The sequence below is a fragment of the Kitasatospora sp. NPDC042419 genome, assembly GCF_056437345.1.
In genome coordinates, this window is sequence record NZ_JBWKAW010000002.1 from 259,400 (window position 1) to 285,133 (window position 25,734).

The following is a 25,734-nucleotide window of genomic DNA, read 5'->3' on the forward strand; positions in this document are numbered from 1 at the left end:
GACACTACGTGAGGAATATCCGATTTGTCGGTAACGTCGCGCCGATCCCCCACGATTGGCCCGCGACCGTCTCGCGATGGCCCCGCGAACGGCCCGGTCCGCCGCGGCCGGCCGCCTGCGGCCGGCCGCCTGCGGCCGGCCGCCTGCCGCGACGGCCGGTCCACGGGGTGTCCGTTCAGCGGCGCAGCGCCTCCGCGGGCTGGATCCGGGCGGCCCGCCAGGCCGGGTAGACCCCGGCCAGCAGCCCGGTGAGCAGGCCGATCACGGGCGCGGCCGCCACCGTCACCGGGTCGACCACCGGCGTCCAGTCGCGGGCCACCGCCACCCCGAGCACGGTGAGCACCCCCAGCGAGGTGCCGACCAGGCCGCCGACCAGTCCGAGCGAGGCCGACTCGGAGAGGAACTGCCCGGTGATGTGGCGGCCCCGGGCACCCAGCGCCCGGCGCAGCCCGATCTCGCCGGTCCGCTCCAGGACGGCGACCAGGGTGGTGTTGGCGATGCCGACCGCGCCGATCACCAGGCAGATGCCGGCCAGCAGCAGGAAGAGCCGGTCGAGGTCGGAGGTCACCTCGGAGCGGAGCGTGCGCGGGTCCGGGGGTGGGACGGGTCTGAAGTACTCGGGATGGGCCGGGTCCAGCGCCAGCGGGACCTCCTCGGCGATCTGCCGGGCGGCGCCGATCCTGGTCGAGATGATCATCTTGGCCCGGTCGCGCTCCGGCTCGCCCCAGAGCCGGGCGGCGGCCCCGCGCGGCACGGTGACCGAGAGCAGCAGGTCCGCCTTGCGCTTCACGTCGTCCACGATCCCGATCACCGTGAACGGCTTGTCGTCCAGGAAGACCGCCGGCTGGGTGTCCAGCGTGGTGATGCCCAGCCGGGACGCCAGGGCCGCGCCGATCACCGCCACCTGCCGGCCGGTGGAGTCATGCCAGCTGTCGAAGGTGCGGCCCTGCAGCAGGTGCGGCTCGGCCGCGGCGAGCACCCCGGCCGAGGCGGCCACCACCGCCACCTGCTCCCCGCCCGCCTGCCGGCCCACCGGCGCGGCCCGGACGGTGCCGGTGGCCCGGCTCACCGGCCAGTAGACCCCGGCCGCCTCGACCCCGTTCAACCGCTGGATCCGGGCGTCGGCGTCGGCCGGGAAGGAGAGTCCCACCAGCTCCGGCCTGGTGCCGCCGGTGTCCTCGACGCTCACCTCGGTCGCGCTCAGCACGCTGAACCGGGAGTCGATCTGCGACGAGGCGGTGGCGGTCAGCCCGAGGACGGCCACGAAGGCGCCCACCCCGAGGACGGTCCCGAGACCGGTCAGCGCCGAGCGGGCCGGCCGCTGGAGCACCCCGGCCAGCGCCTCGGCGAGCAGGTCGCGCAGCGGCAGCCGGGACGGCTCGACCAGGCGGGGACGGCGACGGGGCAGCCTCATGCCGCGGCCACCTCCCGCAGGACGCCGTCCCGGATCGCCACCGTCCGCCGGCCGCGGGCGGCCACCTGCGGATCGTGGGTGATCAGCAGGACGGTCAGGCCCTGGCCGTGCAGTTCGTCCAGCAGGGCGAGGATCGACTCGGCGGTGGCGGTGTCCAGATTGCCGGTCGGTTCGTCGCAGAGCAGCAGGGAGGGCCGGCCGACCAGTGCCCGGGCGATCGCCACGCGCTGGCGCTCACCGCCGGAGAGCCTGGTCGGCAGCGCGTCCAGCCGGTGGCCGAGGCCGACCCGGACCAGCGCCGTCCGGGCCCGTTCGCGCCGCTCGGCCGCGCCGCGCCGGCCCCGGGACGGCGTGTAGAGCATCGCGAGGGCGACGTTCTCGGCCGCCGAGCGGTGCGGCAGCAGGTGGAAGGACTGGAAGACGAAGCCGATCCGGCGGCCGCGCAGTGCGGTCCGGTCGCCGTCCGGGAGCGTGCCGGTGTCGATCCCGTCCAGCAGGTACCGGCCGGTGGTCGGGGAGTCCAGCAGGCCGGCGATGTTGAGGAAGGTCGACTTGCCGGAGCCGGACGGGCCGGTCACGGTGACGTACTCGCCGGGGTCGACCACGAGGTCGCAGGGCTTGAACGCGGCCACCGGCGGCGGGCCCGGGTAGGTCAGGCCGACCCGGCGGAACTCGATGACGGGGGCGGTCACCTGGCGCCCGCCCGGCCGGTGGCGTCCTTGACGCCGACGATCACCCGGGCGCCCGGCTCCAGCGAGCCCTCGGTCAGCGGCCGGACCTCCGCGCTGCCGCCGCCGACCGTGCCCGGCGTCACCTCCACCCGGCGGCGCTGCCCGTTCTCGTACACCGTCACCACCGTCCTGCCGTCCGCCGTCGCGGAGACCGCCGACAGCGGGACGACCAGGACCGGCCCGGCCGAGGAGGCGGCCTGGACGGTGAGCCGGACGTCCTGGCCGGCCAGCCGCGGATCCAGCGGGGCGTCCGGCTGGACCACCAGCTCGTAACCGCCCGGAACGCCGCCCGGGGCGCCGGCCGCGTTCTGCCCGGCCGCACCCGGGGCGCCGCCGGCCGGCGCACCGGCGGGCAGGCTCGCGCCGGGGGAGTCGGCCACCGCGGCGACCTTGGCGGCGGCCTTGGTGCCGGTCGGCTCGGAGAGGATCTCCACCGCCTGGCCCGGGTGGACCAGGCCCTTGTCGGAGATGCTCAGGCCGCCCTTGACCACCAGCGCCCCGGCCGAGACGGTCAGCACCTTCCCGGCCGCCTCGCCGCCGACCCGGCCGGTGACGGAGTCGACCCGGGCGGGGAAGCCGGAGAGGAAGAGGAGTTCGGCGGCCGGGACCATCGGGCCGGTCGCGGCCTTCACGTCCGTCACCTTCCTGCGCAGCTTGGCCAGGTCCTCGGTGGCCCGGTTCACCTGCTTCTGGGCGGTGTCGACGGCGGCCCGGGCCGCGTCCACCGGGGTCTCGCCGACCGCGGTGCCGCTGCCCGCGGCGCCGGCGGTGTCCGGTCGGCCCGCGGCGGACGGTGCGGCGGCGGGCGGGCCCGCGGCGGACGGGTCGGCCGACGGGGTCGCGGTGGCCTGCTGCTGGGCCTGTTGCTGCGCCTGCTGCCGGGCCAGGGCCTGGGCGGCCAGCGCGTCGTCGTACCGCTTCCGCGCCGCCTTCAGCGCGTCCTTGGCGTCCGCCAGCGCCCGCTCGCCGCCGGTCACCGCGTCCTGGGCGGCGGCCAGCTGGGCGTCGCCGTCCGCGGAGGCGGGCGCCGGGTCGTAGCCGCGCGCCGCGTAGAACGCCTGGACCGCCGCCTTGGTGGCCGCGCCGAACGCGCCCTCCTCGTCCCCGTCGGAGCCGAACCCCAGCTCCTTCAGCGCCTGCCGGAGCTGCTTCACGTCCTGCCCGGTGGACCCCGGCTTGAGGTCCCGGTACACCGGCAGCTCGCCCTTCAGCGCGAACACCGGGCGCCCCGCCACCTCCAGCACCGACTGGCCGGCCCGCACCTGGTCGCCGACCTTCACCGGCAGCTTGGTCACCACCGGCTTCGTGCCGCCGGCGCCGCCGCCCCCGGCCGGCGCCACGTCCACCGCCTGCCCGGCGCTCACCTGGCCCCGGATCACCACGGAGTCGGTCAGCACCCGCTTCTCCACGGCCGCCGTCAGCACGTCCGGTGGCGGCGGTTCGCTCTCCGCCGCCGCCTGCGCCGGCGACTTGATCATCTTCGAGGCCGCCAGCCCGCCCCCCGCGAGCGCCACCGCCGCCGCCACGACCACCAGCAGCAACCGCCGCCGCCGCCGGATCCCCCGGCCGCCGGTCGCCACGTCGCCGGCCACCACGTCGTCGGCCGCCGTCCCCGGCGTCACGTCCGACCCTTCGAACTCCACCACGCCCCACCCTCGCTCCGGTCGGCTGCGCCAACCATCCAGATATACAGACCGGCTGACCGTTCGTCAGGAAGGTCGCCCACTTCGCCCCGGCCACTTCCGGGCTCGCCGCCCGGGCGCTGCGCCGCTCGGCGTCGGCGGCCTCCTCCAGGACCTGGGCGTTCTGCTCCACCGGCCGCTGCTCCACCTGCGGGCGCACCCGGCGCCCCGCCTCGGTGAGCCGGCCGCAGATCGGGAGGGCCGCGTTCGGCAGAGATGACGGGCCCTACGAGGTGAGGGCCCGGGCGGCCGGCTTCATCCTGTTCTCGATGTCCTGCCTGATGGCGCGCATCGCCTCGGCGTTCTGCTCGATCAGGGCCGTCTCGTGGGCGGACTCGACCGTGAACCGGGCGCCGACCACGTTGTGTGTTTGCAGGTGGCGGTGGCGGTGGCGGTGGCGGTCGGCCCGGCCCTATCAGAGGCCGCGCCGAGGGTCTGCCACCGAGGGCCGTCGGCGGCGGCGATCGGGGTCGGGTGGTCGTAGCCCTTGGCCTTCACGCAGCCGGACCAGGCGGAGAAGGCGGAGAAGACGGCGAGCAGTCGGGGATCGGCCGAGGACTGCTCCGGCCGGTGTCCTTGAGGTCCGCGGCGAGCTGGGCGTCGCCGCCGTTGCCGTTCTTCTCGGCGGCGCCCGGCGTCCCGCTCGCTTCCCGGACGCAGCCGCCCGGTGGCACCGGCCGGCCGCTCGACCGGGCCGATCCCGGCCGCCGAGTTGCGGAGGTCGTCCGGAACGGCGTTGCCGGGTGCAGCGGTTCCGTGCGCGTGTCTCCCCCTCGGTACCGGCCGGCCCCGTGGCGGGGGTGGCGGGTGCACGGGGCCCCGTGCAGTCGAAGCCGGCACGGGGCGCCGCGGGGGGCATGCGGAGTCGCGATGGGGGGACTACGGGTGAATGTCCCGTTCGCGGGCGGGCGATCCGCGTCACGCGTCCGGGGGGTCGGGCGGTCGGGCGGGGTCGGGCGGTCGGGCGGGGTCAGGCGGCCGGGCGGTTGCGCTCGAAGACGAGGCGGAGGCCGATCAGGGTCAGCCAGGGCTCGTGGACGTCGATCGAGCCGGCCTCGCCGAGGACCAGCGGGGCCAGGCCGCCGGTGGCGATCACCTGGACGTCGTCCGGGTCCTTGGAGAGCTCGCGGGCCATCCGGTCGACCAGGCCGTCGACCTGGCCGGCGAAGCCGTAGAGGATGCCGGACTGCATGCCTTCGACGGTGTTCTTGCCGATCACGTTGCGCGGGCGGGTCAGCTCGATCTTGCGGAGCAGGGCGCCGCGGTTGCCGAGCGCCTCGACCGAGATCTCGATGCCGGGGGCGATCGCACCGCCGACGTAGTCGCCGCGGGCGTTGACCGCGTCGAAGGTGGTGGCGGTGCCGAAGTCGACCACGATGCACGGGCCGCCGTAGAGGTGGTTGGCGGCCAGCGCGTTGACGATCCGGTCGGCGCCGACCTCCTTGGGGTTGTCCATCAGGACGTGCACCCCCGTCTTCACCCCCGGCTCCACGATCACCGCGGGGACGTCGCCGTAGTAACGGCGCGTCACCTCGCGGAACTCGTGGAGCACGGAGGGGACGGACGAGCAGATCGCCAGGCCCTCGACCGACGCGTCGGCGATCGCCGTGTGCGAGCCCATCAGGCCGTGCAGCAGCACCGCCAGCTCGTCGGCCGAACGGCGCGGATCGGTGGAGATCCGCCAGGTCTCGACCACTTCCTCGCCGCCGAACAGGCCGAGGGTGGTCTGGGTGTTGCCGACGTCGATGGTGAGCAGCATGGGGTGCTTTCTGCGTCGAGGATCAGCGGACGGGCGGATCAGGGGCCGAGCAGATCATGGGGCGGGCAGGCGGGCGGACCGGCGGCCGGGTCAGGCGCGCAGGTCCAGGCCGATGTCCAGGATCGGGGAGGAGTGGGTGAGCGCCCCCACCGCGAGGTAGTCGACACCAGTCTGGGCGACCTCGCGCGCGGTGGCCAGGGTCAGCCCGCCGGACGCCTCCAGCCTGGCCCGGCCCGCCACCAGTGCGACGGCCTCGGTCAGCTGGGGGACGGTGAAGTTGTCCAGCAGGATCAGGTCCGCCCCGGCGTCCAGGACCGGCGGGATCTGCTCCAGGGTGTCGACCTCGACCTCGACCGGCAGCTCGGGGTAGGCGGCCCGGACGGCCCGGAAGGCCTCGGCGACGCCGCCTGCCGCGATCACGTGGTTGTCCTTGACCAGGGCCGCGTCGGAGAGCGCCATCCGGTGGTTGGCGCCGCCGCCGCAGCGGACCGCGAACTTCTCCAGCGCGCGCAGGCCCGGGGTGGTCTTGCGGGTGTCGCGGACCACCGCGCCGGTGCCCTCCAGGGCGTCCGACCAGGCCCGGGTGGCGGTCGCGATGCCGGACAGGTGGCAGAGCAGGTTGAGCGCGCTGCGCTCGGCGGTCAGCAGGTCCCGGGTGCGGGAGCGGACCGAGAGCAGCACCTGGCCGGCCTCGACCCGGTCGCCGTCCTGGACGTGCCGCTCGACCTCGAACTCCTCCTCGCAGACCAGCGAGAGGACCGCCTCGGCGATCCGGAGACCGGCCACCACACCGGCCTGACGGGCGGTGAAGTCGGCGGTGGCGACGGCGTCGGCCGGCACGGTGGCCACCGAGGTGACGTCCTCGCCCCCGGCCAGGTCCTCGGCCAGCGCGAGGGTGGCGATGTCCTCGACCTCGACCGGGTCCAGGCCGGCCTCCTCCAGCATCTCGGCGAGCTGCGGGTCCAGGCCGGTCTCGTAGCCCTCGCCGTCCCCGCAGGCGCAGCCGTCGCCGCAGCCGTCGGCCATCGGGAGTTCCTCGTGCGTGTGGGTCGCGTCGGTGGTCGCGTCGGTCATGGTGTTACTGCTCCTCGGGGGTGCTGACAAGGTCGCCGGAGGTGGTGAGGGTGGTGATCAGGTGGCGCCGCCAGTGCGCGTCGTCCCGCTCCGGGAAGTCCTCGCGCCAGTGGCAGCCGCGGGTCTCCTCGCGCTGGGTGGCGGCGGTGACCAGCGCGCTGGCGACCAGTAGCAGGTTGGCGGCTTCCCAGGTCTCCACCCGGGGGTCGGCCGGCTTCTCCTCGGCGACGTGCGTGAGCGCCTGCTCGGCGAGCAGCGCCAGCCCGGCCGCGGTGGCGGCCATCGACGAGGCCGAGCGCAGCACGCCCGCGCCGCGCGACATCAGCCGCTGGATCTCGGCGCGCGCCTCGGGCGCGGGCAGCGGCACCGGGCGGGCGGCGCGGGCCGCGGCCACGTCCACCGTCCGCTCGGTCAGCTCGCCGGCGGTGTGCCGGGCGGCCAGGTCGGCGGCGATCCGCTCGGCGAAGACCAGGCCCTCCAGCAGCGAGTTGGACGCGAGCCGGTTGGCGCCGTGCACACCGGTGCAGGCGACCTCGCCGCAGGCGTACAGGCCGGGGACGGTGGTCCGGCCGTGGCCGTCGGTGCGGATGCCGCCGGAGGCGTAGTGCGCGGCCGGGGCGACCGGGATCGGCTCGGTGACCGGGTCGATGCCGTGCGCCCGGCAGGACGCCAGGATGGTCGGGAAGCGCTGCTCCCACATCTCGGCGCCGAAGTGCCGCCCGTCCAGGTACATGTGCTCGGTGCCGTGGAGCTGCATCTGCCGGGTGATGGCCTTGGCGACGATGTCGCGCGGGGCCAGCTCGGCCAGCTCGTGCTGCCCGAGCATGAAGCGGGTGCCGGTCCCGTCGACCAGGTGGGCGCCCTCGCCGCGGACCGCCTCCGAGACCAGCGGCTGCTGGCCCTCGGCGTCCGGGCCGAGCCAGAGCACGGTCGGGTGGAACTGGACGAACTCCAGGTCGGTGACCTCGGCGCCGGCCCGCAGCGCGAGCGCCACGCCGTCGCCGGTGGAGACCGCCGGGTTGGTGGTGGCCGAGAAGACCTGGCCCATGCCGCCGGTGGCGAGCACCACCGCACGGGCCCGGACGGCGCCGACGCCGTCCCGCTGGCCCTCGCCCATCACGTGCAGGGTGAGGCCGGCGGCGTGGCCGTCGGCGTCGGTGAGCAGGTCGAGGACGAGGGCGTGCTCGATCAGCTCGATGCCGGTGTCCTCGCGGACGGCGGTGACCAGGGCGCGCGATATCTCGGCGCCGGTGGCGTCCCCGCCGGCGTGCGCGATCCGGCGCCGGTGGTGGCCGCCCTCGCGGGTGAGCAGGATCTCGCCGTCCTCGCCCCGGTCGAACGCGGCGCCGACCGCGATCAGCCGGCGGACGGCGTCCGGGCCCTCGGTGACCAGCGTGCGGACGGTGTCCTCGTCGCAGAGGCCGGCGCCGGCCACCAGGGTGTCGTCCAGGTGCTGTTCGGGGGTGTCCCCCTCGCCGAGGGCGGCGGCTATGCCGCCCTGGGCCCAGCGGGTGGAGCCGTCGTCGAGCATCGCCTTGGTGACCACCATGGCCCGCAGGCCGGCCTGGCGGACGTTGAGGGCGACGGTGAGCCCGGCCACGCCGGAGCCGACCACCACGACGTCGGTCGTGGTGGTCCAGCCGGGCGCGGGGGCGGCGAGGCGGTGCGTGGCGGACATGGCTTCAGTGGCTCCTTCAGCGCGCGGTCGGGGCCGCACTGTTGCCGTCACCGTACGCTCCCCCGGCGGCCGACGGGGCCGCCACCCGGTCACCGCGGACCAGCCCGGTGCCCTCCCCGGCCTCGGCCGGGTCGCCGCCCAGACCGGTGACCCGGTTGCGGTCGTCGACGAAGACGACCCTGGGGACGTAGCCCTTGGCCTCGGCGGTGTCCATCTGCCCGTAGGCGATCAGGATGACCAGGTCGCCGGGGTGGACCAGCCGGGCGGCGGCGCCGTTGATGCCGATCACGCCGGAGCCGCGCGGGCCGGCGATGGTGTACGTCTCCAGCCGGGCGCCGTTGTTGATGTCGACGATGTGGACCAGCTCGCCCGGGAGCAGGTCGGCGGCGTCGAGCAGGTCCTCGTCCACCGTGACCGAGCCGACGTAGTGCAGGTCGGCCTGGGTCACGGTGGCCCGGTGGATCTTGGACTTGAGCATGGTGCGGAGCATGTGGTCACGCCTCCTGTGAGTGCATGCCTGAGGGATTGCAGCTGCCGGACGATTCTGCGTGATTGTCGCCGATCCGCCCAGGGGCGGGGCCGGGGCGTTTCTCAGCGGCAGATGACGTGGACGTTGTCGATCAGGCGGGTCGTGCCCACCTTCGCGGCGACGGCCAGCACCGCCTCGCCCTGGAAGTCGTCCGGCGCCTCGGTGAAGGAGTGCGGGTCGAGCAGGGCGAGGTAGTCGAGCTCGACGCCCTCGGCGGCGTCGAGCACGGCCGAGGCCGCCTCGCGGACGGCCTTCGGGCCCTGCGCGGCGACGTCCCGGCCGGCGAACAGCGCCTTGGAGAGGGCGAGCGCGTGCTCGCGCTCCTCGGCGGAGAGGAAGCGGTTGCGGGAGGACAGCGCCAGGCCGTCCTCCTCGCGGACGGTCGGCACGCCGACCACCTCGACGTCGAAGTCCAGGTCGGCCACCATCCGCCGGACGATCGCCAGCTGCTGGGCGTCCTTCTCGCCGAAGAAGGCGAAGTCCGGGTCGGTGATGTGCAGCAGCTTGGCGACGACGGTCAGCATCCCGTCGAAGTGGCCGGGCCGGGTGGCGCCCTCGTAGCGCTCGCCCATCGGACCGGCGGTCAGCCGCACCTGCGGCTCGCCGTTCGGGTAGACCTCGTCGACGGACGGCGCGAAGACCACGTCGGCGCCGTTCGCCTCGGCCAGCTTCACGTCCTCGTCCAGGGTGCGCGGGTAGCGCTCCAGGTCCTCGCCGGCGCCGAACTGCAGCGGGTTGACGAAGACCGTGACGGCGACCCGGCCGTCCCGGCCGACCTGCCGGCGGGCGGCGCGGACGAGCGCGGCGTGGCCCTCGTGCAGCGCGCCCATGGTCATCACGACCGCGTTGTCGACCGGCTGCTCGTCGGGCCAGAACGCGGCCTCGAACTCGTCGACGGTGTGCGTGACCACGGCCCGGTGGACCTTGGGGGCGCGCTGGACCTTGCCCGGCTGCTTGCCGCGTGCCATTACTGGTTCTCCTCGTTCAGTACGTCCAGCAGCGACGCCGCCGACGCTTCGTCGATCGTCCCGTGCGCGAGTGCCCGCTGGGCGGTGGCGCGGGCCATCGCCCGGTAGGCGGCCGGGATGTCCGGTGACACCGTACTGAGCTGCGCCAGGTGGCGCCGTACGGTGCCGGTGTCGCCCCGGGCGACCGGGCCGGTCAGGGCCGCGTCGCCGGAGCGCAGGGAGTTGTCGAGGGCGGCGCCGAGCAGCGGGCCGAGCATCCGTCCGGGCTCGGCGACGCCGGCCGAGCGCAGCAGTTCGAGCGCCTGCGCGACCAGCGTGACCAGGTGGTTGGCGCCGTGCGCGAGGGCCGTGTGGTAGAGCGGACGGACGCCCTCCGGCACCCACTCGGGCTCGCCGCCCATCTCCACCACCAGGGCCTCGGCGACCGGGCGCAGCTCCTCGGGGGCGGTCACGCCGAACGGGCAGCCGGCCAGCCGGGCCAGGTCGACGGAGGTGCCGGTGAAGGTCATCGCGGGGTGCAGCGCGAGCGGCAGCGCGCCCGCCCGGGTGGCCGGTTCCAGCACGGCCACGCCGTGGGCGCCGGAGGTGTGCACCAGCAGCTGGCCGGGGCGGACGGAGCCGGTCGAGGCGAGGCCGGCCACCAGGTCGGCCAGCGCGTCGTCGGGGACGGTGAGCAGGACGAGGTCGGCGGCGGCCAGCACCTGCGGCGGGGAGACGATCCGCACGCCGGGCAGCAGCGCCTCGGCGCGGCGCCGGGAGGCGGCCGAGACGCCGGACGCGGCGACCACCTTGTGGCCGGCGAGCTGCAGGGCGGCGCCGAGCGCGGGGCCGACCCGGCCGGTGCCGACCACGCCGACGGCCAGTCGGGCGGGGCGGTTGCCGGGGTCGGCCGGGTCGCCGAAGCCGTCGGCGAGGGGCGCGAACGCGGCGGATTCGTCGGGGTAGGCGCTGTCGGACGTGCTCACGGCTCGGCCCTGGTCCTCACTCTCCGTTCCGGTCCTCCTCGGGTACCGGACGTACCGGCCCATTCTACGGGCGGCGGGGCGGCGGCGGAGCCGGGGGAGCGGGGGCCGGAGGAGTGCCGGGTCAGTCCGTGGCGCCGGCCCGGATCAGGCCCGCCTCGTACGCGAGGACCACCGCCTGCACCCGGTCCCGCAGACCGAGCTTGGCCAGGATCCGGCCGACGTGGGTCTTCACGGTGGCCTCCGAGAGGACCAGCCGGGCCGCGATCTCCCCGTTCGAGAGCCCCTGAGCGACCAGCAGGAACACCTCCCGCTCGCGCTCGGTGAGCGGCCCCAGGGTGTCCCTGCCCGGCCCGCTCTGCGGGGTCGGCAGCACCTCGGCGAACCGGTCGATCATCCGGCGGGTGGTGGTCGGGGCGACCACCGCGTCCCCGCCGTGCACCGCGCGGATCGCCGCCACCAGCTCGGTCGGCGGCACGTCCTTGAGCAGGAAGCCGCTGGCCCCTGCCTTGAGCGCGGCGAAGGCGTACTCGTCGAGGTCGAAGGTGGTCAGGATGAGCACGTGCGGGGCGTTCGGCAGCGGGCTGCCGTCCTCGGCCAGGCAGATCCGGCGGGTCGCCTGCACGCCGTCCAGCCGCGGCATCCGGACGTCCATCAGGATCACGTCGACCTGCGTGTGCCGGAGCTTCTCAAGCGCCTGGGCGCCGTCCCCGGCCTCGGCGGCGATCTCGATGTCGCCCTGCGACTGCAGGATCATCCGGAATCCGGTGCGCAGCAGCTCCTGGTCGTCGACCAGCATCACGCGGATGGTCAAGGGTGGCTCCTAGTTCCTCGATGAGGGCGACGGGGTCGGGGCGGGCGGGGCTAGTGGGCCGCCTTGAGCGGCAGGATGGCGCGGATCCGGAAACCGCCGCCGGGGCGCGGCCCCACATCGAGGCTGCCGCTGACCATACCGACCCGCTCGCGCATGCCGATCAGGCCGTGGCCCTGGCCGTCCGTGCCGCCGGAGGCCAGCTGCTCGTCGGTGGAGCCCCGGCCGTCGTCCTCGACCAGCACGGCCAGCTCGCGCTCGCCGAAGTCGACCGCGACCCGGGCGTGCACGTCGGGGCCGCCGTGCTTGCGGACGTTGGTGAGCGCCTCCTGGACGATCCGGTAGACGGTCAGCTCCACGCCGCGGGGCAGCTCGCGCGGCACCCCCGAGGTGGCGAAGTCCACCTGGAGGCCGGCCGTGCGGCACTGGTCCAGCAGGTCCGGCAGCTCCTCGACGCCCGGCTGCGGCACGTACTCCTCGGCCTTGGTGTCGGCGGTGCGCAGCACGCCCAGCAGCCGGCGCATCTCGACGAGGGCCTGGCGGCCGGTGGAGGCGATCGTCCCCAGCGCCTCCTTGGCCTGCTGCGGCGAGTTGTCGAGCACGTAGGCGGCGCCGTCGGCCTGCACGATCATCACCGAGACGTTGTGCGCGACCACGTCGTGCAGCTCGCGGGCGATCCGGGCGCGCTCCGCCGCCACCGCCACCTTGGCCTGGGCGTCGCGTTCGCGCTCCAGCCGGGCCGCGCGGTCCTCCAGCTCGACCAGGTAGGCGCGCCGCACCCGGGTCAGCCGGCCCCACGCCCAGCAGAGGACGAACGGTGTGGTCATCAGCGCCGCGATGAACAGCGACGCGGGGATCGAGTAGGACTCGTTGTGGACCTCGCCGAGGTCGTCGACCGTGGTCTGCTTCGGCGCCAGCTCCCAGAACACCAGCGGTCCGGCCAGCAGTCCCGCCGTCAGCGCCAGCCGGGACGTCCAGGGCCGGCCGAACGCGGCACCCGTGTAGGCGAACACCAGGTAGGCGATGCTGGAGATCGCCGGGTTGACGCCGAGCGCCACCTGGGTCACGCCGATCGCGGCGGCGGCGGTCACCGTGGCGTCGGGCCAGCGGCGGCGGACCACCATCAGCAGTGGCAGGACGACGGCGATCGCGAAGTGGACGCCGAACCGCCAGCCGTCGTTGCCGCTCCCGTTCTCCGGCAGGATGCCGAGGAAGAGCACCAACGCGGCCCAGGCGGAGTCGACCACCATGGGGTGACGGCGGAGCCAGGCGTTGAGTCGATGCACGACTCAAGCGTAGGCAGTCGCGGAGCGTGCCCAGGTCCGCCGGGAGGGCGATCCCTCCTACTCCCTAGGTCGGAGAGCGTGCAGTGCCGATGCCGTACCGGTTGGGTGGGCACCGGCCGGGTGTGTAGCGTCCCGGCGCATGAGCTGGATGCGGTGGGCGACCGCCATGGAAAAGGCCCTGTACGACCCGGACGGCGGGTTCTACCGCAGGCCGGAGGGCCCCGCCGGGCACTTCCGCACCTCGGTCCACGCCTCGCCGCTGTTCGCCCGGGCGGTGGCCCGGCTGCTCCTGGAGGTGGACGCGGCCCTCGGCCGTCCGGAGGAGCTGGCCTTCGTCGACGTCGGGGCGGGGCGGGGCGAGCTGCTCGCGGGCGTCCTGGCCGCACTGCCCGAGACCGGGCCGGACGCGGTCCGTGACCGGCTGCGCCCGTACGCGGTGGAGCTCGCCGACCGTCCCGCCGTCCCGCCGTCCACAGGCCTGTGGACGGAGCGGGCGTGGGCGGACGTCGTGTGGACGGACCGGGTGCCGCGCGGCGTCACCGGCCTGCTGTTCGCCAACGAGTGGCTCGACAACGTGCCGCTGGACACCGGCGAGACCGACGAGGACGGGGTGCTCCGCTACGTCGAGGTGGAGACGTCCACGGGCGGGGAGCGCCTCGGCGGCCCGGTCTCCGCCGCGGACGCCGCCTGGGCCGCCCGCTGGTGGCCGGCGGAACACCCCGGGGACCTCGTGGAGTTCGGCGGCCCGAGGGACGCCGCCTGGGCGCACGCCGTGGCCGGACTGGACCGCGGGCTGGCCGTCGCCGTCGACTACGCGCACACCGCCGGGAGCCGTCCGCCGCTCGCCACCCGCACCGGCTTCCGGGCCGGCCGCGAGGTGCCGCCGGTGCCGGACGGATCCTGCGACGTCACCGCGCACGTCGCGCTGGACTCGGTCGCCGCTCCCGGTCTCCACAGCCTGTGGACGACGCAGCGCGACGCGCTCCGGGCGCTCGGCGTCAGCGGCGCCCGGCCCGCGCTGGCACTGGCCTCCACCGACCCGGTCGCCTACCTGCGGGCACTCGGCGGCGCCGGCGAGGGCGCGGAACTGACCGACCCGGCCGGCCTCGGCGCGTTCGGCTGGCTCTCGCAGACCGTCCGCATGCCGGTACCGCGGAGCCTGGAGCCGCTGCCGGGATGGCAGACTCTGACCCCATGAGGGAGACCACGGTCGGCATCGGGGCGGGAGCCGAGAACTTCACGGGCGAGGCGGGCAGCACCGACATGGTGCTCAACATCGGCCCGCAGCACCCCGCGACCCACGGCGTGCTGCGCCTGAAGCTGGTGCTGGACGGCGAGCGCATCGTCACCGCCGAGCCGGTCATCGGCTACATGCACCGCGGTGCGGAGAAGCTCTTCGAGGCCCGGGACTACCGGCAGATCATCATGCTGGCCAACCGGCACGACTGGCTCTCCGCCTTCTCCAACGAACTGGGCGTGGTGCTCGGCGTCGAGCGGATGCTCGGCATGGAGGTGCCCGAGCGCGCGGTCTGGATCCGCACCCTGCTCGCCGAGCTCAACCGTGTCCTCAACCACCTGATGTTCCTCGGGTCCTACCCGCTGGAACTCGGCGGCATCACCCCGATCTTCCACGCCTTCACCGGCCGCGAGGACCTCCAGCACGTGCTGGAGGAGGCCTCCGGCGGGCGCATGCACTACATGTTCAACCGGGTCGGCGGCCTCAAGGAGGACCTGCCGGCCGGCTGGCTGGGCCGGGTCCGGGCCGCCGTCGCCGTCGTCCGCTCCCAGCTGCCGGTCTTCGAGGACCTGGTGCTGGGCAACGAGATCTTCCGCGCCCGCACCGCCGGGGTCGGCGTGCTCACCAAGGCCCAGGCCGAGGCGTACGGCGTCAGCGGACCGATCGCCCGGGCCAGCGGCCTCGACCTCGACCTGCGCCGCGACGAGCCCTACCTCGCCTACGGCTCCGAGGAGCTGCGGCAGGTGCTGACCGTGGTCACCCGCGAGGAGGGCGACTGCCTGGCCCGCTTCGAGTGCCTGCTGGAGCAGACCGTCAACGCGCTGGACCTCGCCGACGCCTGCCTCGACAAGCTGGCCCTGCTGGCACCCGGCCCGGTCAACCTGCGGCTGCCCAAGGTGCTCAAGGCCCCCGAGGGCACCACCTACGCCTGGACGGAGAACCCGCTCGGCGTCAACGGCTACTACCTCGTCTCGCGCGGCGACAAGACGCCGTGGCGGCTGAAGCTGCGCTCGGCGTCGTTCAACAACATCCAGGCGCTGACGGAGCTGCTGCCCGGGACGCTGGTCGCGGACATGGTGGCGATCCTGGGGTCGATGTTCTTCGTGGTCGGGGACATCGACAAGTAGGCCCTCGCCGCAGCGGGCTCCGACGAGCGGACGGGGGCGACGTCCGCTCGCCCGTCCGCCCGCCCGTCCGCTCGTCGGGGCCCGCTGCTTCCGGGGCCCGCTACTTCTTCGCCTTCTTCGCCGGGTCGGCCGGGTGCGGGGCCACCTTGCGGTCGCCCTTGGTGGCGATCCGCTGCTCGCACAGCCCGGCCAGCACCCCGTACGCCGCGGGGCCCATCAACTCGGTCAGCTCGGGCCGGTAGCTGACGTACACCGGGTCGGGCCCCTGGTGCGCGTCGGGGCTGCCGGTGCACCACCAGTGCAGGTCGTGGCCGCCCGGGCCCCAGCCGCGCCGGTCGTACTCGCCGATGGTGACCTGCAGGTAGCGGGTGTCGTCCGGGCGGTCGATCCAGTCGTAGGTGCGGCGGACCGGCAGCTGCCAGCAGACGTCCGGCTTGGTCTCCAGCGGCTCGCGGCCCTCCTTGAGCGCAAGGGTGTGCAGCGCGCAGCCGGCGCCGCCCGGGAACCCGGGGCTGTTGAGGAAGAGGCAGGCGCCGTTGATCCGACGGGTCTGCCGGTCGCCGTCCTCGTCGAACATGGTGATGCCGCCGTCGAGCCGGATCCGGCCCTTGGCGTCGGTGCCGTGCTCGAAGTTCTCCCAGATCTCCGGGGTCAGCCGGGCGGCGTGGCCGGCGACGCGCTTCTCGTCGTCCTTGTCCGAGTAGTGCGCGCCCAGGGTGCAGCAGCCGTCGGACTCGCCGCGGCCCTCGCGGATGCCCTGGCAGCCCTTGCCGAAGATGCACGTCCAGCGCGAGGTCAGCCAGGTCAGGTCGCAGCGGAAGACCTGCTCCTCGTCGTCCGGGTCGGCGAACTCGACCCAGGCGCGCGGGAAGTCCAGCGCGACCTCGGGACGGGGCAGGGCACCGGGGTCGGTGCCCGCGTCGGAGCCGGCTTCGGAGCGGAGGGTCGGCATCGCGAGGTCGACGGTGGTCGGACCGCCGGCCCTGGGCTTGGTCTTCTTCTTGGACGTCTCTGCTGCTGCCACCCGGCAAGGGTAGAGCCTTCCCGGAGGTCCGAACCGCCTGTGCCCGGGGCATTTGCGGTGATTTCACCGGCCCGTGGCCGGGTGGACCGGTTCTCCGCCCGGGTCCGCGGTGGTGAGGGCGGGGCGGAGAGGCCACCGGCGCCACCCGGCCGGGGCGGGTGCACCTCCCCGGGACGGCGCCCGCCCGCCACGGGGAGGTGCACGGGGCGGCCGGCCGCGTTCGGGTCCGGGGCGGTCCGCCGTGACGTGGCGGCGCGAGCCGCGGACGCCCTGGGAGCGCCGGGCGTCGTGCGGCGGCGCGGTGATGTTGCGGCATGCTGAGCACCGTCTCCGCCGGTCCTCCGGGTCGCCGGTCCGCCGGTCCGCGGCGTCGGAGCGGTCGTCGAGCGGCATCCGCGGGGCAGCGGCACCGCGGTGGCGGAGCAGTCGAGCAGTAGAGACGCGGCAGAGCGACAGAGCAGTTGGAGCCCCGAGTGGTGACCACCCCGCCCCACCCCGCCCGGACGGTCCTCCGCCCCGGCCGGACGTCCTTCCGGGCGGTCCTCCCCGCCCTCGCGCTGCTCGCCGGCTCGGTCTCCGGCTGCACCGCCGCCGCACCCGCGGCCACCGCTCCCGCCGCCGCTCCCACCGCCGGCCTGCGGGCCCGTCCGGCGGCCGTCGCCCGGACGGGCTGCGGCGCGCCGCTGGTGATCGGCCACCGGGGCGCGCCGCTCGACGCTCCCGAGAACACCATGGCCTCCTTCGAGGCGGCCCTCCGCCAGGGCGCCGACTGGCTGGAGACCGACGTCCGGACCACGCGGGACGGCGTGCCGGTGCTCATGCACGACGACACGGTCGACCGGACCACCGACGGCACGGGCACGGTGGCCGACCTGACCGCCGCTCAGCTCGCGGGACTGCGGGTGACCGTCGGCCCCGACCGGGCCGAGCCGGTGCCCACCCTGGAGGAACTGCTCCGGAGGCTCTCCGGCAGCGGCGTCACGCTGCTGATGGAGATCAAGTGGCAGCGTGCCGAGGACGTCGAGCGGATCGCCCGGCTGGCGGCCGGAAGCGGGGCCCGGGTCCACCTGTACTCGTTCTCCGCCGAGCACCTGCGGCGGGCGCACGCCGTCGCGCCCGGACTGCCGGTGGTGCTGATCCAGGGCGCCGGGCTGGCGGAGGACCCGGCGGACCTCCCGCTGCACGGCATCGCCCTGGACGGCACGCTGGCCACCGCCGACCGGATCGCCGCCGAGCGCCGGAGCGGCCGCGAGGTGTACGTCTGGGTCCTGGACGACGAGGAGTCCTGGCGGCTGATGGCCGGGCGGGGTGCCGGCGGGCTGATCACGGACGCCCCCGGCCGGGCCCGCGGCTGGGCCGACGCCGACTGCCGCTCCGGCGACCGGGCGGCGTCCACCGGCTGAGCGGCCCCTGCCCCGGACCCCCGGACCCCCGGACCGCCCCTGCCCCGGACCGCCCCGGCCGTCCCCGGCCGGCACCGCCCGTGACCCGCACCACCCCCGGCCGGCACCGCCGTTGATGGCCGCACCACCCCTGACCCGCACCGATTCCGAGCGGCACCCGCCGGACCAGCACGAATACCGACGCGGCCGGTCTCCCCGGCCCCCGGATCGCGTAGCGTGGAGAGTTATGCGACTCGGTGTTCTCGACGTAGGTTCCAACACGGTCCACTTCCTCGTGGTGGACGCCCATCCGGGCGCCGCCCCGCTGCCCGCCTACTCCCACAAGGCCGAGCTGCGGCTCGCCGAACTCCTCGACGAGCAGGGCGCGATCAGCGAACCCGGCGTGGACAAGCTGATCGGCATGGTCGCCTCCTCGCTGCGGGTCGCCGAGGACAAGGGCGTCGTCGACATACTGCCGTTCGCCACCTCCGCCGTCCGCGAGGCCGTCAACGGCGAGGAGGTGCTGCGCCGGGTCGCCGAGGAGACCGGCGTCGAACTGCGGGTGCTGTCCGGTCAGGACGAGGCCCGGCTCACCTTCCTGGCCGTCCGTCGCTGGTTCGGCTGGTCCTCCGGGCGCCTGCTCAACCTCGACATCGGCGGCGGCTCGCTGGAGATCGCCTGCGGCCTGGACGAGCAGCCCGACGTGGCCTGTTCGCTGCCGCTCGGCGCCGGCCGGCTGACCGGCCGTTGGCTGCCCGGCGACGTCGCCGACCCGGAGGAGCTGCGCGACCTCAGACGCCACATCCGGGCCGAGATCGCGACCGTCGTCGGCGAGATCTCCCGGCTCGGGGCCCCCGACCACGCCGTCGCCACCTCCAAGACCTTCAAGCAGCTCGCCCGCATGACCGGCGCCGCCCCGGCCGACGCCGGCCCGTACGCGGACCGCAGGCTCACCCGCAGCAACCTTTCTGCCTGGCTGCCCCGGCTCTCCGCGATGACCGCCACCGAACGGGCGCAGATCCCGGGGGTCTCCGAGGGACGCGCCAAGCAGCTGCTGGCCGGAGCACTGGTGGCGGACGCCGCGATGGACCTGTTCGGACTGGAGGAGCTGGACGTCTGTCCGTGGGCGCTGCGCGAGGGGATCATCCTGCGCCGCCTGGACGCCATGGACAGCCCCGCCGACCGTCGGCGGCCCGCCCTCACCCCCTGACGGGCCGTTCCCGCCCCGAACAGCCGGTTCCCCCACCCGGACGGCCCGGCGCGCGGCCCGCCCGCGCGCCCGCCGATCGGCTCCCCGTTCGGGGCGCGGTCCGCTTACGCTGTCTCCCGTGGCGCAACCAGCGGGCGAGGACGGTACGCGGGAGGGCCGCGCTCCCGAGGACGGGCAGTCGCGGTCGGACGCCCCGCGCCGCGCCCGCCGCCGGTCCGGCCCGGGGCCGGACGGACCGGGCGCCGCCCCGGACCCCGTCGGCACCGCCGCCCCGGACACCGCCCGCCCCGCGGACACCGTGGCGGCCCCGGACGCCCCGGCGGGCCGGGACACCGCCGGAAGCCCCGACACCCCCGCGCCCGCGCCCGCACCTGCTCCCGCCCGCTCCCGCAAGCTGGGCAAGGCGGTGAAGGGCGTCCGGGCCGCCAAGGAGGCCGCCGGAGGAGTCGCCGAGAAGGCGGCCCGGAAGGCCGCGAAGCAGACCGCGGGCAAGACGGCCGGGCGGTCCGTCCGGCGGAGGGCCGGGGCCGGGGGCGAGCCCGGAGCCGGGCCGGAGGGCGGGCCCACCCCGGAAGCCGCCGCCGAGCCCGGAGCCGAGTCCGCGACCGGGACCACCGCACGGGCAGCGGCCAAGCTCGGTGCCGAGCCCGCGGCCAGGGCGACCGCCAGGCAGAAGGCCGGCGGAAGGGCGGCGGCGAGGTCCGCCGCGAAGGCTGCGAAGGTCGCGAAGGCTGCGAAGGGCATGAGGGGCACGCAGGAAGCGCAGGAAGCGCAGCACACGGAGGCCACCGCTCCCGCCACCCGCCCCCCGGGCACCGAGGCCGGTCCCGGCAAGGCCCTGCCCGGCAAGGCGGGTCCCGGCAAGGCCCTGCCCGGCAAGGCCCTGCCCGGTGAGGCCGCCGAGCCCGCCCGCAGCACCCGCGCCGCCCGGGCCGCCGGTGCCGCCAAGGCCGCCGTCCAGTCGGTGAAGTCGGTCAAGGCCGCCCGGCAGGCCGCCGCCCGCCCGCCGCTGCTGCGCACCACCGACCGCCTGGTGCTGCCCCCGCACCCGACCCTGCACATCCCGGACACCAAGGTCGCCCTCTCCACCGCCTCGGTCTACCCGGCCAACACCGCCATCGGCTTCGAGCTGGCCGCGCGGCTCGGCTACGACGGCGTCGAGGTGATGGTCTGGAACGACCCGGTCAGCCAGGACATCGAGGCGCTGCGCCGGCTCTCCGACGCCCACAACATGCCGATCCTCGCCGTGCACGCGCCGTGCCTGCTGATCACCCAGCGGGTCTGGACCACGGACCCGTGGACCAAGCTGGTCCGGGCCCGCGCCGCGGCCGAGAAGCTCGGCGCGAGCGCGGTCGTCGTCCACCCGCCGTTCCGCTGGCAGCGGCAGTACGCGCGCGAGTTCGTCGAGGGCATCGACCGGATGGCGGGGGAGACGGACGTCCGGTTCGCCGTCGAGAACATGTACCCGTGGCGGTACCGCGACCGGGAGATGCTGGCGTACGCGCCCGGCTGGGACGTCACCGAGGAGGAGTACCGGCACTTCACCATCGACCTGTCGCACGCCGCCACCTCCCGGATCGACGCGCTCGCCATGGTCGAGCGGATGGGCGACCGGCTCGCGCACATCCACCTCGCGGACGGCTCCGGCTCCGGCAAGGACGAGCACCTGATCCCGGGCCGGGGCAAGCAGCCCTGCGCCGAGCTGCTCGAACACCTCGCCCGGACGGGCTTCGACGGTCACGTGGTGCTGGAGGTCAACACCCGGCGGTCGGCGTCGCCCGCCGAACGGGAGGCCGATCTCGCCGAGGCGCTGGCCTTCACCCGCTTGCACCTGGCCACCCCCGCGCGCGTACGCTGAGCACACGAACGGCCTTGTGCAGGGGGAGACATGACGGTCAAGAAGGAATTCCGGGAGCTCGCCACCTCCTTCGGCGGGGTGGCGGCGGAGTACGACCGCGCGCGGCCGTCGTACCCGGACGGGCTGTTCGACGAGCTGGAGCGGCTGTCCGGACGGAGCCTGAAGGGCGCCCGGGTGCTGGACGTCGGGGCCGGCACGGGCATCGCCACCCGGCTGCTGGCCGGGCGGGGCGCGGACGTGGTCGCGGTCGAACCCAGCGACGGCATGGCCGCCCAGTTCCTGGCCGGCAGCCCCGGCCTGCCGCTGGTCAGGGGCACCGGTGACGAGCTGCCCTTCCACGACGACTCCGCGGACTTCGTCACGTACGCGCAGGCCTTCCACTGGACGCGCCCCGAGCGGTCCGTCCCCGAGGCGATCCGGGTGCTGCGGCCGGGCGGCGCCCTGGCCACCTGGTGGAACGTGAAGGACAGCAGCGTCGCGTGGGTCCGCGCGCTGGGCGAGCGGCTCTCCGCCGCGCTGAACGAGAGCTACCACGGTTACGGCGCCGTCAACGAGATCGCCGGCCACCTCGCCCCCCACGACCTGCGGGTCGGCTCCGCCACGCTGCGCTGGGAGCGCCGGGTCACCGTCGACCACGTGATCACCGACCTCACCTCGCGCTCCTACTTCGCCTCCCTCACCCCCGAGCAGCGGGCGCCGCTGCTGGCCGTCGAGCGCGAGGCCCTGCTGGCCGAGTTCCCGGACGGCTGGGTGGTCGAGCCGTACGTGCTGGACCTGACGGTGGCGGTCACCCCGGGCTGACCGCGCCGGGGCCCGGCGTCCGCGCCGGCGGGCGTCCGCGGGGGTCGGCCGGACGGGCGCCCGCTGACCGCATCGCGGACGCGATGTCCGCTGCCCGGACGGCGGGCGTAGGCTCGACAGACACAGTGGCCCCGCACCCTCCTACCGAGCGGGGCCGCGAGTCAGCCTCCGAAGGAGTGGAGCACAGTGCCCGAGCTGAGGTCCCGTACGGTCACCCACGGTCGCAACATGGCAGGCGCCCGGGCGCTTCTCCGGGCGGCCGGCGTAGCCCGCGAGGACTTCGGCAAGCCGATCATCGCGGTCGCCAACTCCTTCACCGAGTTCGTCCCCGGCCACACCCACCTGCAGCCGGTCGGCCGGATCGTCTCCGAGGCGATCAAGCAGGCGGGCGGCATCCCGCGCGAGTTCAACACCATCGCGGTGGACGACGGCATCGCGATGGGCCACGGCGGCATGCTCTACTCGCTGCCCTCGCGCGACCTGATCGCCGACTCGGTCGAGTACATGGTCAACGCGCACTGCGCCGACGCGCTGATCTGCATCTCCAACTGCGACAAGATCACCCCGGGCATGCTGATGGCCGCGCTGCGCCTGAACATCCCGACCGTCTTCGTCTCCGGCGGCCCGATGGAGGCCGGCAAGGCCACCCTGGTCGACGGCACGGTGCGCAAGCTCGACCTGGTCGACGCCATCTCCCAGGCGGTCAACGAGAACGTGTCCGACGAGGACATCGCGATCATCGAGGAGAACGCCTGCCCGACCTGCGGCTCCTGCTCGGGCATGTTCACCGCCAACTCGATGAACTGCCTGACCGAGGCGATCGGCCTCTCGCTGCCGGGCAACGGTTCCGTCCTCGCCACCCACACCGCCCGCCGCGCCCTCTACGAGGCGGCCGGCCGCACCGTCGTCGACATCACCAACCGGCACTACCAGCAGGACGACCTCTCGCTCCTGCCGCGCGCCATCGCCACCCGCGCCGCGTTCGAGAACGCCATGGCCCTCGACATCGCCATGGGCGGCTCCACCAACACCATCCTGCACCTGCTCGCCGCCGCCCAGGAGGCCGAGCTGGACTTCGACATGCGGGCCATCGACGCGGTCTCCCGCAGGGTGCCCTGCCTCTCCAAGGTCGCGCCCAACGGCTCGTACTACATGGAGGACGTCCACCGGGCCGGCGGCATCCCCGCCATCCTCGGTGAGCTCTACCGCGGCGGACTCCTCAACGAGGACGTCCACACCGTCCACTCCGACTCGCTCGACGAGTGGCTCAAGACCTGGGACGTGCGCGGCGGCTCGCCGTCCGCCGAGGCCGTCGAGCTGTGGCACGCCGCCCCGGGCTGCGTCCGCTCCGCCGAGGCCTTCTCCCAGTCCGAGCGCTGGGAGAGCCTGGACACCGACGCCGCCGGGGGCTGCATCCGCAGCGTCGAGCACGCCTACTCCGTCGAGGGCGGCCTCGCCGTGCTGTACGGCAACCTCGCCGAGGACGGCTGCATCGTGAAGACCGCCGGCGTCGACGAGTCGATCTGGACCTTCAGCGGCCCGGCCGTCGTCGTCGAGTCCCAGGAGGACGCGGTCGAGGCGATCCTCGCCAAGCGGATCAAGGAGGGCGACGTCGTCGTCATCCGGTACGAGGGCCCCAAGGGCGGTCCGGGCATGCAGGAGATGCTCTACCCGACCTCCTTCCTGAAGGGCCGCGGCCTCGGCAAGGCCTGCGCGCTGGTCACCGACGGGCGCTTCTCCGGCGGCACCTCCGGCCTGTCGATCGGCCACGCCTCCCCGGAGGCGGCGTCCGGCGGCACGATCGCGCTGGTCGAGGACGGCGACGTCATCGCCATCGACATCCCCGGCCGGACGATCTCCCTGGAGGTCGCCCCGGAGGTGCTGCAGGAGCGCCGCGCGAAGCTGGAGGCCGGGGGCGGCTACAAGCCGAAGAACCGCGACCGCCAGGTCAGCCAGGCCCTGCGGGCGTACGCCGCGATGGCCACCTCCGCCGACAAGGGCGCCGTCCGGGACGTCAGCAAGCTCGGCTGACGCCACCCGCGTGCCACCCGCACGCCGCACGGCCGCGGCACCCGCGCGGCCCGCGCACCACGAGGAGCCGTCCCGTCGCCGGGACGGCTCCTCCGCCGTTCCGGGGCGCCGGGTGATAATCGGCCGTGTGACCGAGGAATCCGCCCCCGCCCCCCAGCCCGCCGGCGACCGCACGCCCGCCGGTGCCCCCGAACCGGAGCCGATCCGCTGGTTCGGCACCAGCTGGGTCGACCACGACGGCGGCTACCGGGTCCGCCGGGTCCTGGTGCCGGTGGGCGCCCTGCTCGCCGCGGCGGCCGCCGCCTTCGTGCTGCGCCTCGCCGTCGACGGCATCCGGCTCTCCGAGAACGGCGGCTTCCTCAACGCCCTGCTGGTCGGCGCCGTCGCGATCTGCTCGCTGCTCGCGGCGCTGCGCACCTGGAAGGTGCTCACCGAGGGCAAGGACCGGCTGACCGGCTGGATGGCCGAGGAGAAGTCGCTCGGCGTGGTCTGGATCATCGGCGGGGTCGGTGCCCTGCTCGCCTACTTCGCCCGCAGCCTGACCGAGGCGCCAGGCGAGGCCGTCCGGCGGGCCGACCACGAGCAGGCGCTGGCCCGGTACGAGCGCCGGCAGGCCGGCCGCAGCGGCCGGCCCGGCACCAGGGCGCCGGGCCGGGGCAAGCGCAGGAGCTGACGCAGCCGCCGGCGCAGGGGCCCGCACAGCCCCGTCCGCACAGCCCCGCCCGCCGGGCGTCAGCTGCGGGTGACCGTTCCGCAGGAGTCGTCGGACCGCGGCTTGCGGGTCTGGTCGTACGGGTCGGCGGCCGGTCCGGTCGCACCCGGGTCGGGGTCGCCGAGCGGCGCGAACTGGGCGAACTGCGGGTGGTAGTAGCCGTCGTAGACGTCGCACTCGCTGTTGCCGACCTCGGACTGGACGTCCTCGAAGTAGATCTTCCCCGGTTCGACGTCGAACGCGGCCGGGTCGTAGAAGCGGAAGGTGTCCACCCGCCGCACGACGGTCCGGGCGGTCCAGGTGTCCCCGGCCACGTCGGCCGCGGGGGTGAGCAGACCCACCGGCCGCACCGGGCCGTCGCCCGCTCCGGGGCCGTTCGGTGCCGGGCTGCCCGTAGGCCGCGGGGGCGCCGAGGGCTTCGGCGCGGTGGCGCGCTTGGCGGCGTCCGGGCCGGGGCGCAGCGGGTACACGTAGACGAAGTCGGTGCGCACCAGCACGCCCCGCTCACCGTCGCCCTCGACGCTGATCCAGCCCTGGAGCCGGTACGTGTCGCCGACCGGTATCGCGTCGCGCCCGTCGAAGCGGCTGAACCAGCCGGTGGGGTCCGCCTTGGCGGAGGGCTTGGCGAGCGCCTTCTCGGCGGCGGCCCGGGTGCCCGGGTCGAGCAGGGCGAGCGCCGCCTCGGGGCGGCCGCCGGCCACCGCCTTCGGATCCAGGTTGGCCGCGGCCAGGTACTCCTTGACCAGCTTGACCTGGGCGGCGACCTGCTCGGCGCTGAAGACCCCGACGGCCGTCGGGGCCTCCTTGGGCTCGAACCCGGCGATGCCGGTCGGCCAGCCCTCCGCCGGGGATCCGGCCCAGGGGTGGTCGACGGTCGGCTGGTCGGGATCGACCGCCGGCGGGGCGCCGGTGGTGGCCGGGGCGCCGTCGGAGTCGAACCGCGTCGAGTACCAGGACCGCAGGCCGTCGATGTTCAGGGCGGCGAGCACCAGCGCGACGGCGAGCACCACGAACAGCGGCGCCCGCCACTCCACCCGGCGGCGCCGACGGGGGCCGCCCCAGGGGTCGACCGGCTTCGGCTTGCGGCCGAACCGCTTCCGGGGCCGGGGGCCGTCGTTCACCGAGCGGCGGCCGCCCGGGTCGACCGGCGGGGTGTGCTTCCACTGGGCGGCGAGCATCCGGGTGCGGCCCGCCTGCTCCTTCACGGAGGCACCCCTGACGAACTCCTCGTCGAGGACGAGGTCGGCGAACGGGTCCTTCCCGTCCGCCCCGGACGAGGACACCCCGTCCTGGTCCCCGGCCTCGTGCGGGCGCGGTTCTGGATCTTCGGCGATCGGCATCGGGCCAGTATGCCGACGGGGTGTGACGATCCTCCGATCGGGGGCACACCGTCCGGTGAACTCCGGTGCGAAGCGCGGGAATCGGCCTGGTTCGTCCCCCCGTTCCGCCCCCCGCGCC

General features: G+C 75.0%; 22 protein-coding genes. 8 read left to right on the plus strand and 14 right to left on the minus strand.

All coding sequences use genetic code 11. The annotated features are described in order from the left end of the window. Positions 1-175: 175 nt before the first annotated feature. The 12 genes from AC067J_RS04895 to AC067J_RS04950 all read right to left on the minus strand — a co-directional run bounded on the left by AC067J_RS04895 (position 176) and on the right by AC067J_RS04950 (position 12,894). Positions 176-1,414: an ABC transporter permease gene (locus AC067J_RS04895; RefSeq protein ID WP_478296557.1), complete on the minus strand. Its 1,239-nt coding sequence runs from the start codon at positions 1,412-1,414 to the stop codon at positions 176-178. Beyond that, positions 1,411-2,106 (minus strand): ABC transporter ATP-binding protein, encoded by a 696-nt coding sequence (locus tag AC067J_RS04900; protein WP_478296558.1) that lies wholly within the window; start codon positions 2,104-2,106, stop codon positions 1,411-1,413. Before AC067J_RS04900 ends, AC067J_RS04895 begins: the two co-directional genes overlap by 4 nt. After that, entirely contained in the window at positions 2,103-3,788 is a 1,686-nt protein-coding gene (locus AC067J_RS04905) for a peptidoglycan-binding domain-containing protein (protein ID WP_478296559.1), read from the minus strand. Before AC067J_RS04905 ends, AC067J_RS04900 begins: the two co-directional genes overlap by 4 nt. A gap of 265 nt (positions 3,789-4,053) precedes the next feature. Next, positions 4,054-4,188 carry a hypothetical protein gene (locus tag AC067J_RS04910; protein WP_478296560.1) on the minus strand — a complete coding sequence of 45 codons (135 nt, stop codon included), beginning with the start codon at positions 4,186-4,188 and terminating at the stop codon, positions 4,054-4,056. A 609-nt stretch (positions 4,189-4,797) separates the two neighbouring features. After that, entirely contained in the window at positions 4,798-5,586 is a 789-nt protein-coding gene (locus AC067J_RS04915; protein ID WP_478296561.1) for a type III pantothenate kinase, read from the minus strand. A gap of 90 nt (positions 5,587-5,676) precedes the next feature. Beyond that, complete coding sequence (gene nadC / locus AC067J_RS04920) at positions 5,677-6,660, minus strand: carboxylating nicotinate-nucleotide diphosphorylase (protein WP_478296562.1); 984 nt, start codon at positions 6,658-6,660, stop codon at positions 5,677-5,679. 4 nt (positions 6,661-6,664) lie between these two features. Then, positions 6,665-8,338, minus strand: coding sequence for an L-aspartate oxidase (locus AC067J_RS04925; protein WP_478296563.1), 1,674 nt, complete (start codon positions 8,336-8,338; stop codon positions 6,665-6,667). Positions 8,339-8,354: 16 nt separating this feature from the next. Beyond that, on the minus strand, positions 8,355-8,828 hold the full coding sequence (panD, locus tag AC067J_RS04930; protein ID WP_478296564.1) for an aspartate 1-decarboxylase: 474 nt from the start codon (positions 8,826-8,828) through the stop codon (positions 8,355-8,357). Positions 8,829-8,929: 101 nt separating this feature from the next. Further along, positions 8,930-9,835: a pantoate--beta-alanine ligase gene (gene panC / locus AC067J_RS04935; protein ID WP_478296565.1), complete on the minus strand. Its 906-nt coding sequence runs from the start codon at positions 9,833-9,835 to the stop codon at positions 8,930-8,932. Next, on the minus strand, positions 9,835-10,800 hold the full coding sequence (locus tag AC067J_RS04940; protein ID WP_478296566.1) for a Rossmann-like and DUF2520 domain-containing protein: 966 nt from the start codon (positions 10,798-10,800) through the stop codon (positions 9,835-9,837). Before AC067J_RS04940 ends, panC begins: the two co-directional genes overlap by 1 nt. A gap of 121 nt (positions 10,801-10,921) precedes the next feature. After that, a complete protein-coding gene (locus AC067J_RS04945; protein WP_478296567.1) occupies positions 10,922-11,611 on the minus strand; it encodes a response regulator in 690 nt (229 codons plus the stop codon). A 50-nt stretch (positions 11,612-11,661) separates the two neighbouring features. After that, a complete protein-coding gene (locus AC067J_RS04950; protein ID WP_478296568.1) occupies positions 11,662-12,894 on the minus strand; it encodes a sensor histidine kinase in 1,233 nt (410 codons plus the stop codon). A gap of 139 nt (positions 12,895-13,033) precedes the next feature. Between AC067J_RS04950 and AC067J_RS04955 the strand changes: the two genes are divergently transcribed. Both AC067J_RS04955 and AC067J_RS04960 read left to right on the plus strand, forming a co-directional pair. Next, positions 13,034-14,092: an SAM-dependent methyltransferase gene (locus tag AC067J_RS04955; RefSeq protein ID WP_478296569.1), complete on the plus strand. Its 1,059-nt coding sequence runs from the start codon at positions 13,034-13,036 to the stop codon at positions 14,090-14,092. Beyond that, positions 14,089-15,258, plus strand: a complete 1,170-nt coding sequence (locus AC067J_RS04960) for an NADH-quinone oxidoreductase subunit D (RefSeq protein ID WP_478296570.1) — start codon at positions 14,089-14,091, stop codon at positions 15,256-15,258. The genes AC067J_RS04955 and AC067J_RS04960 overlap by 4 nt, the downstream gene beginning before the upstream one ends. 100 nt (positions 15,259-15,358) lie before the next feature. On the opposite strand, the gene AC067J_RS04965 is transcribed toward AC067J_RS04960, so the two are convergent. After that, complete coding sequence (locus AC067J_RS04965) at positions 15,359-16,210, minus strand: DUF3109 family protein (RefSeq protein WP_478296933.1); 852 nt, start codon at positions 16,208-16,210, stop codon at positions 15,359-15,361. Positions 16,211-16,758: 548 nt separating this feature from the next. Between AC067J_RS04965 and AC067J_RS04970 the strand changes: the two genes are divergently transcribed. The 6 genes from AC067J_RS04970 (at position 16,759) to AC067J_RS04995 (ending at position 24,237) form a co-directional block, all read left to right on the plus strand. Beyond that, entirely contained in the window at positions 16,759-17,685 is a 927-nt protein-coding gene (locus tag AC067J_RS04970; protein ID WP_478296571.1) for a glycerophosphodiester phosphodiesterase, read from the plus strand. Positions 17,686-17,911: 226 nt separating this feature from the next. Then, the gene (locus AC067J_RS04975; RefSeq protein ID WP_478296572.1) at positions 17,912-18,874 is read left to right on the plus strand and encodes a Ppx/GppA family phosphatase; all 963 of its coding nucleotides are present in this window, start codon (positions 17,912-17,914) and stop codon (positions 18,872-18,874) included. A gap of 1,030 nt (positions 18,875-19,904) precedes the next feature. Then, entirely contained in the window at positions 19,905-20,732 is an 828-nt protein-coding gene (locus AC067J_RS04980) for a sugar phosphate isomerase/epimerase family protein (RefSeq protein ID WP_478296934.1), read from the plus strand. A gap of 30 nt (positions 20,733-20,762) precedes the next feature. Next, the gene (locus tag AC067J_RS04985) at positions 20,763-21,533 is read left to right on the plus strand and encodes a class I SAM-dependent methyltransferase (RefSeq protein WP_478296573.1); all 771 of its coding nucleotides are present in this window, start codon (positions 20,763-20,765) and stop codon (positions 21,531-21,533) included. 186 nt (positions 21,534-21,719) lie between these two features. Continuing rightward, on the plus strand, positions 21,720-23,564 hold the full coding sequence (gene ilvD, locus AC067J_RS04990) for a dihydroxy-acid dehydratase (RefSeq protein WP_478296574.1): 1,845 nt from the start codon (positions 21,720-21,722) through the stop codon (positions 23,562-23,564). 127 nt (positions 23,565-23,691) lie between these two features. Then, complete coding sequence (locus tag AC067J_RS04995) at positions 23,692-24,237, plus strand: hypothetical protein (protein WP_478296575.1); 546 nt, start codon at positions 23,692-23,694, stop codon at positions 24,235-24,237. Positions 24,238-24,296: 59 nt separating this feature from the next. Here AC067J_RS04995 and AC067J_RS05000 read toward each other — a convergent pair whose 3' ends face one another. Then, positions 24,297-25,616: an SCO2583/SCO2584 N-terminal domain-containing protein gene (locus tag AC067J_RS05000; protein WP_478296576.1), complete on the minus strand. Its 1,320-nt coding sequence runs from the start codon at positions 25,614-25,616 to the stop codon at positions 24,297-24,299. Positions 25,617-25,734 lie beyond the last annotated feature (118 nt).

What these genes read in the sequence shown, in the direction of transcription:
- AC067J_RS04895 (WP_478296557.1), bottom strand. Translation starts at nt 1,414, where the DNA reads ATGAGGCTGCCCCGTCGCCGTCCCCGCCTGGTCGAGCCGTCCCGGCTG.
- AC067J_RS04915 (WP_478296561.1), bottom strand. Translation starts at nt 5,586, where the DNA reads ATGCTGCTCACCATCGACGTCGGCAACACCCAGACCACCCTCGGCCTG.
- nadC (WP_478296562.1), bottom strand. Translation starts at nt 6,660, where the DNA reads ATGACCGACGCGACCACCGACGCGACCCACACGCACGAGGAACTCCCG.
- AC067J_RS04925 (WP_478296563.1), bottom strand. Translation starts at nt 8,338, where the DNA reads ATGTCCGCCACGCACCGCCTCGCCGCCCCCGCGCCCGGCTGGACCACC.
- panD (WP_478296564.1), bottom strand. Translation starts at nt 8,828, where the DNA reads ATGCTCCGCACCATGCTCAAGTCCAAGATCCACCGGGCCACCGTGACC.
- panC (WP_478296565.1), bottom strand. Translation starts at nt 9,835, where the DNA reads ATGGCACGCGGCAAGCAGCCGGGCAAGGTCCAGCGCGCCCCCAAGGTC.
- AC067J_RS04955 (WP_478296569.1), top strand. Translation starts at nt 13,034, where the DNA reads ATGAGCTGGATGCGGTGGGCGACCGCCATGGAAAAGGCCCTGTACGAC.
- AC067J_RS04960 (WP_478296570.1), top strand. Translation starts at nt 14,089, where the DNA reads ATGAGGGAGACCACGGTCGGCATCGGGGCGGGAGCCGAGAACTTCACG.
- AC067J_RS04965 (WP_478296933.1), bottom strand. Translation starts at nt 16,210, where the DNA reads ATGCCGACCCTCCGCTCCGAAGCCGGCTCCGACGCGGGCACCGACCCC.
- AC067J_RS04975 (WP_478296572.1), top strand. Translation starts at nt 17,912, where the DNA reads ATGCGACTCGGTGTTCTCGACGTAGGTTCCAACACGGTCCACTTCCTC.
- AC067J_RS04985 (WP_478296573.1), top strand. Translation starts at nt 20,763, where the DNA reads ATGACGGTCAAGAAGGAATTCCGGGAGCTCGCCACCTCCTTCGGCGGG.
- AC067J_RS05000 (WP_478296576.1), bottom strand. Translation starts at nt 25,616, where the DNA reads ATGCCGATCGCCGAAGATCCAGAACCGCGCCCGCACGAGGCCGGGGAC.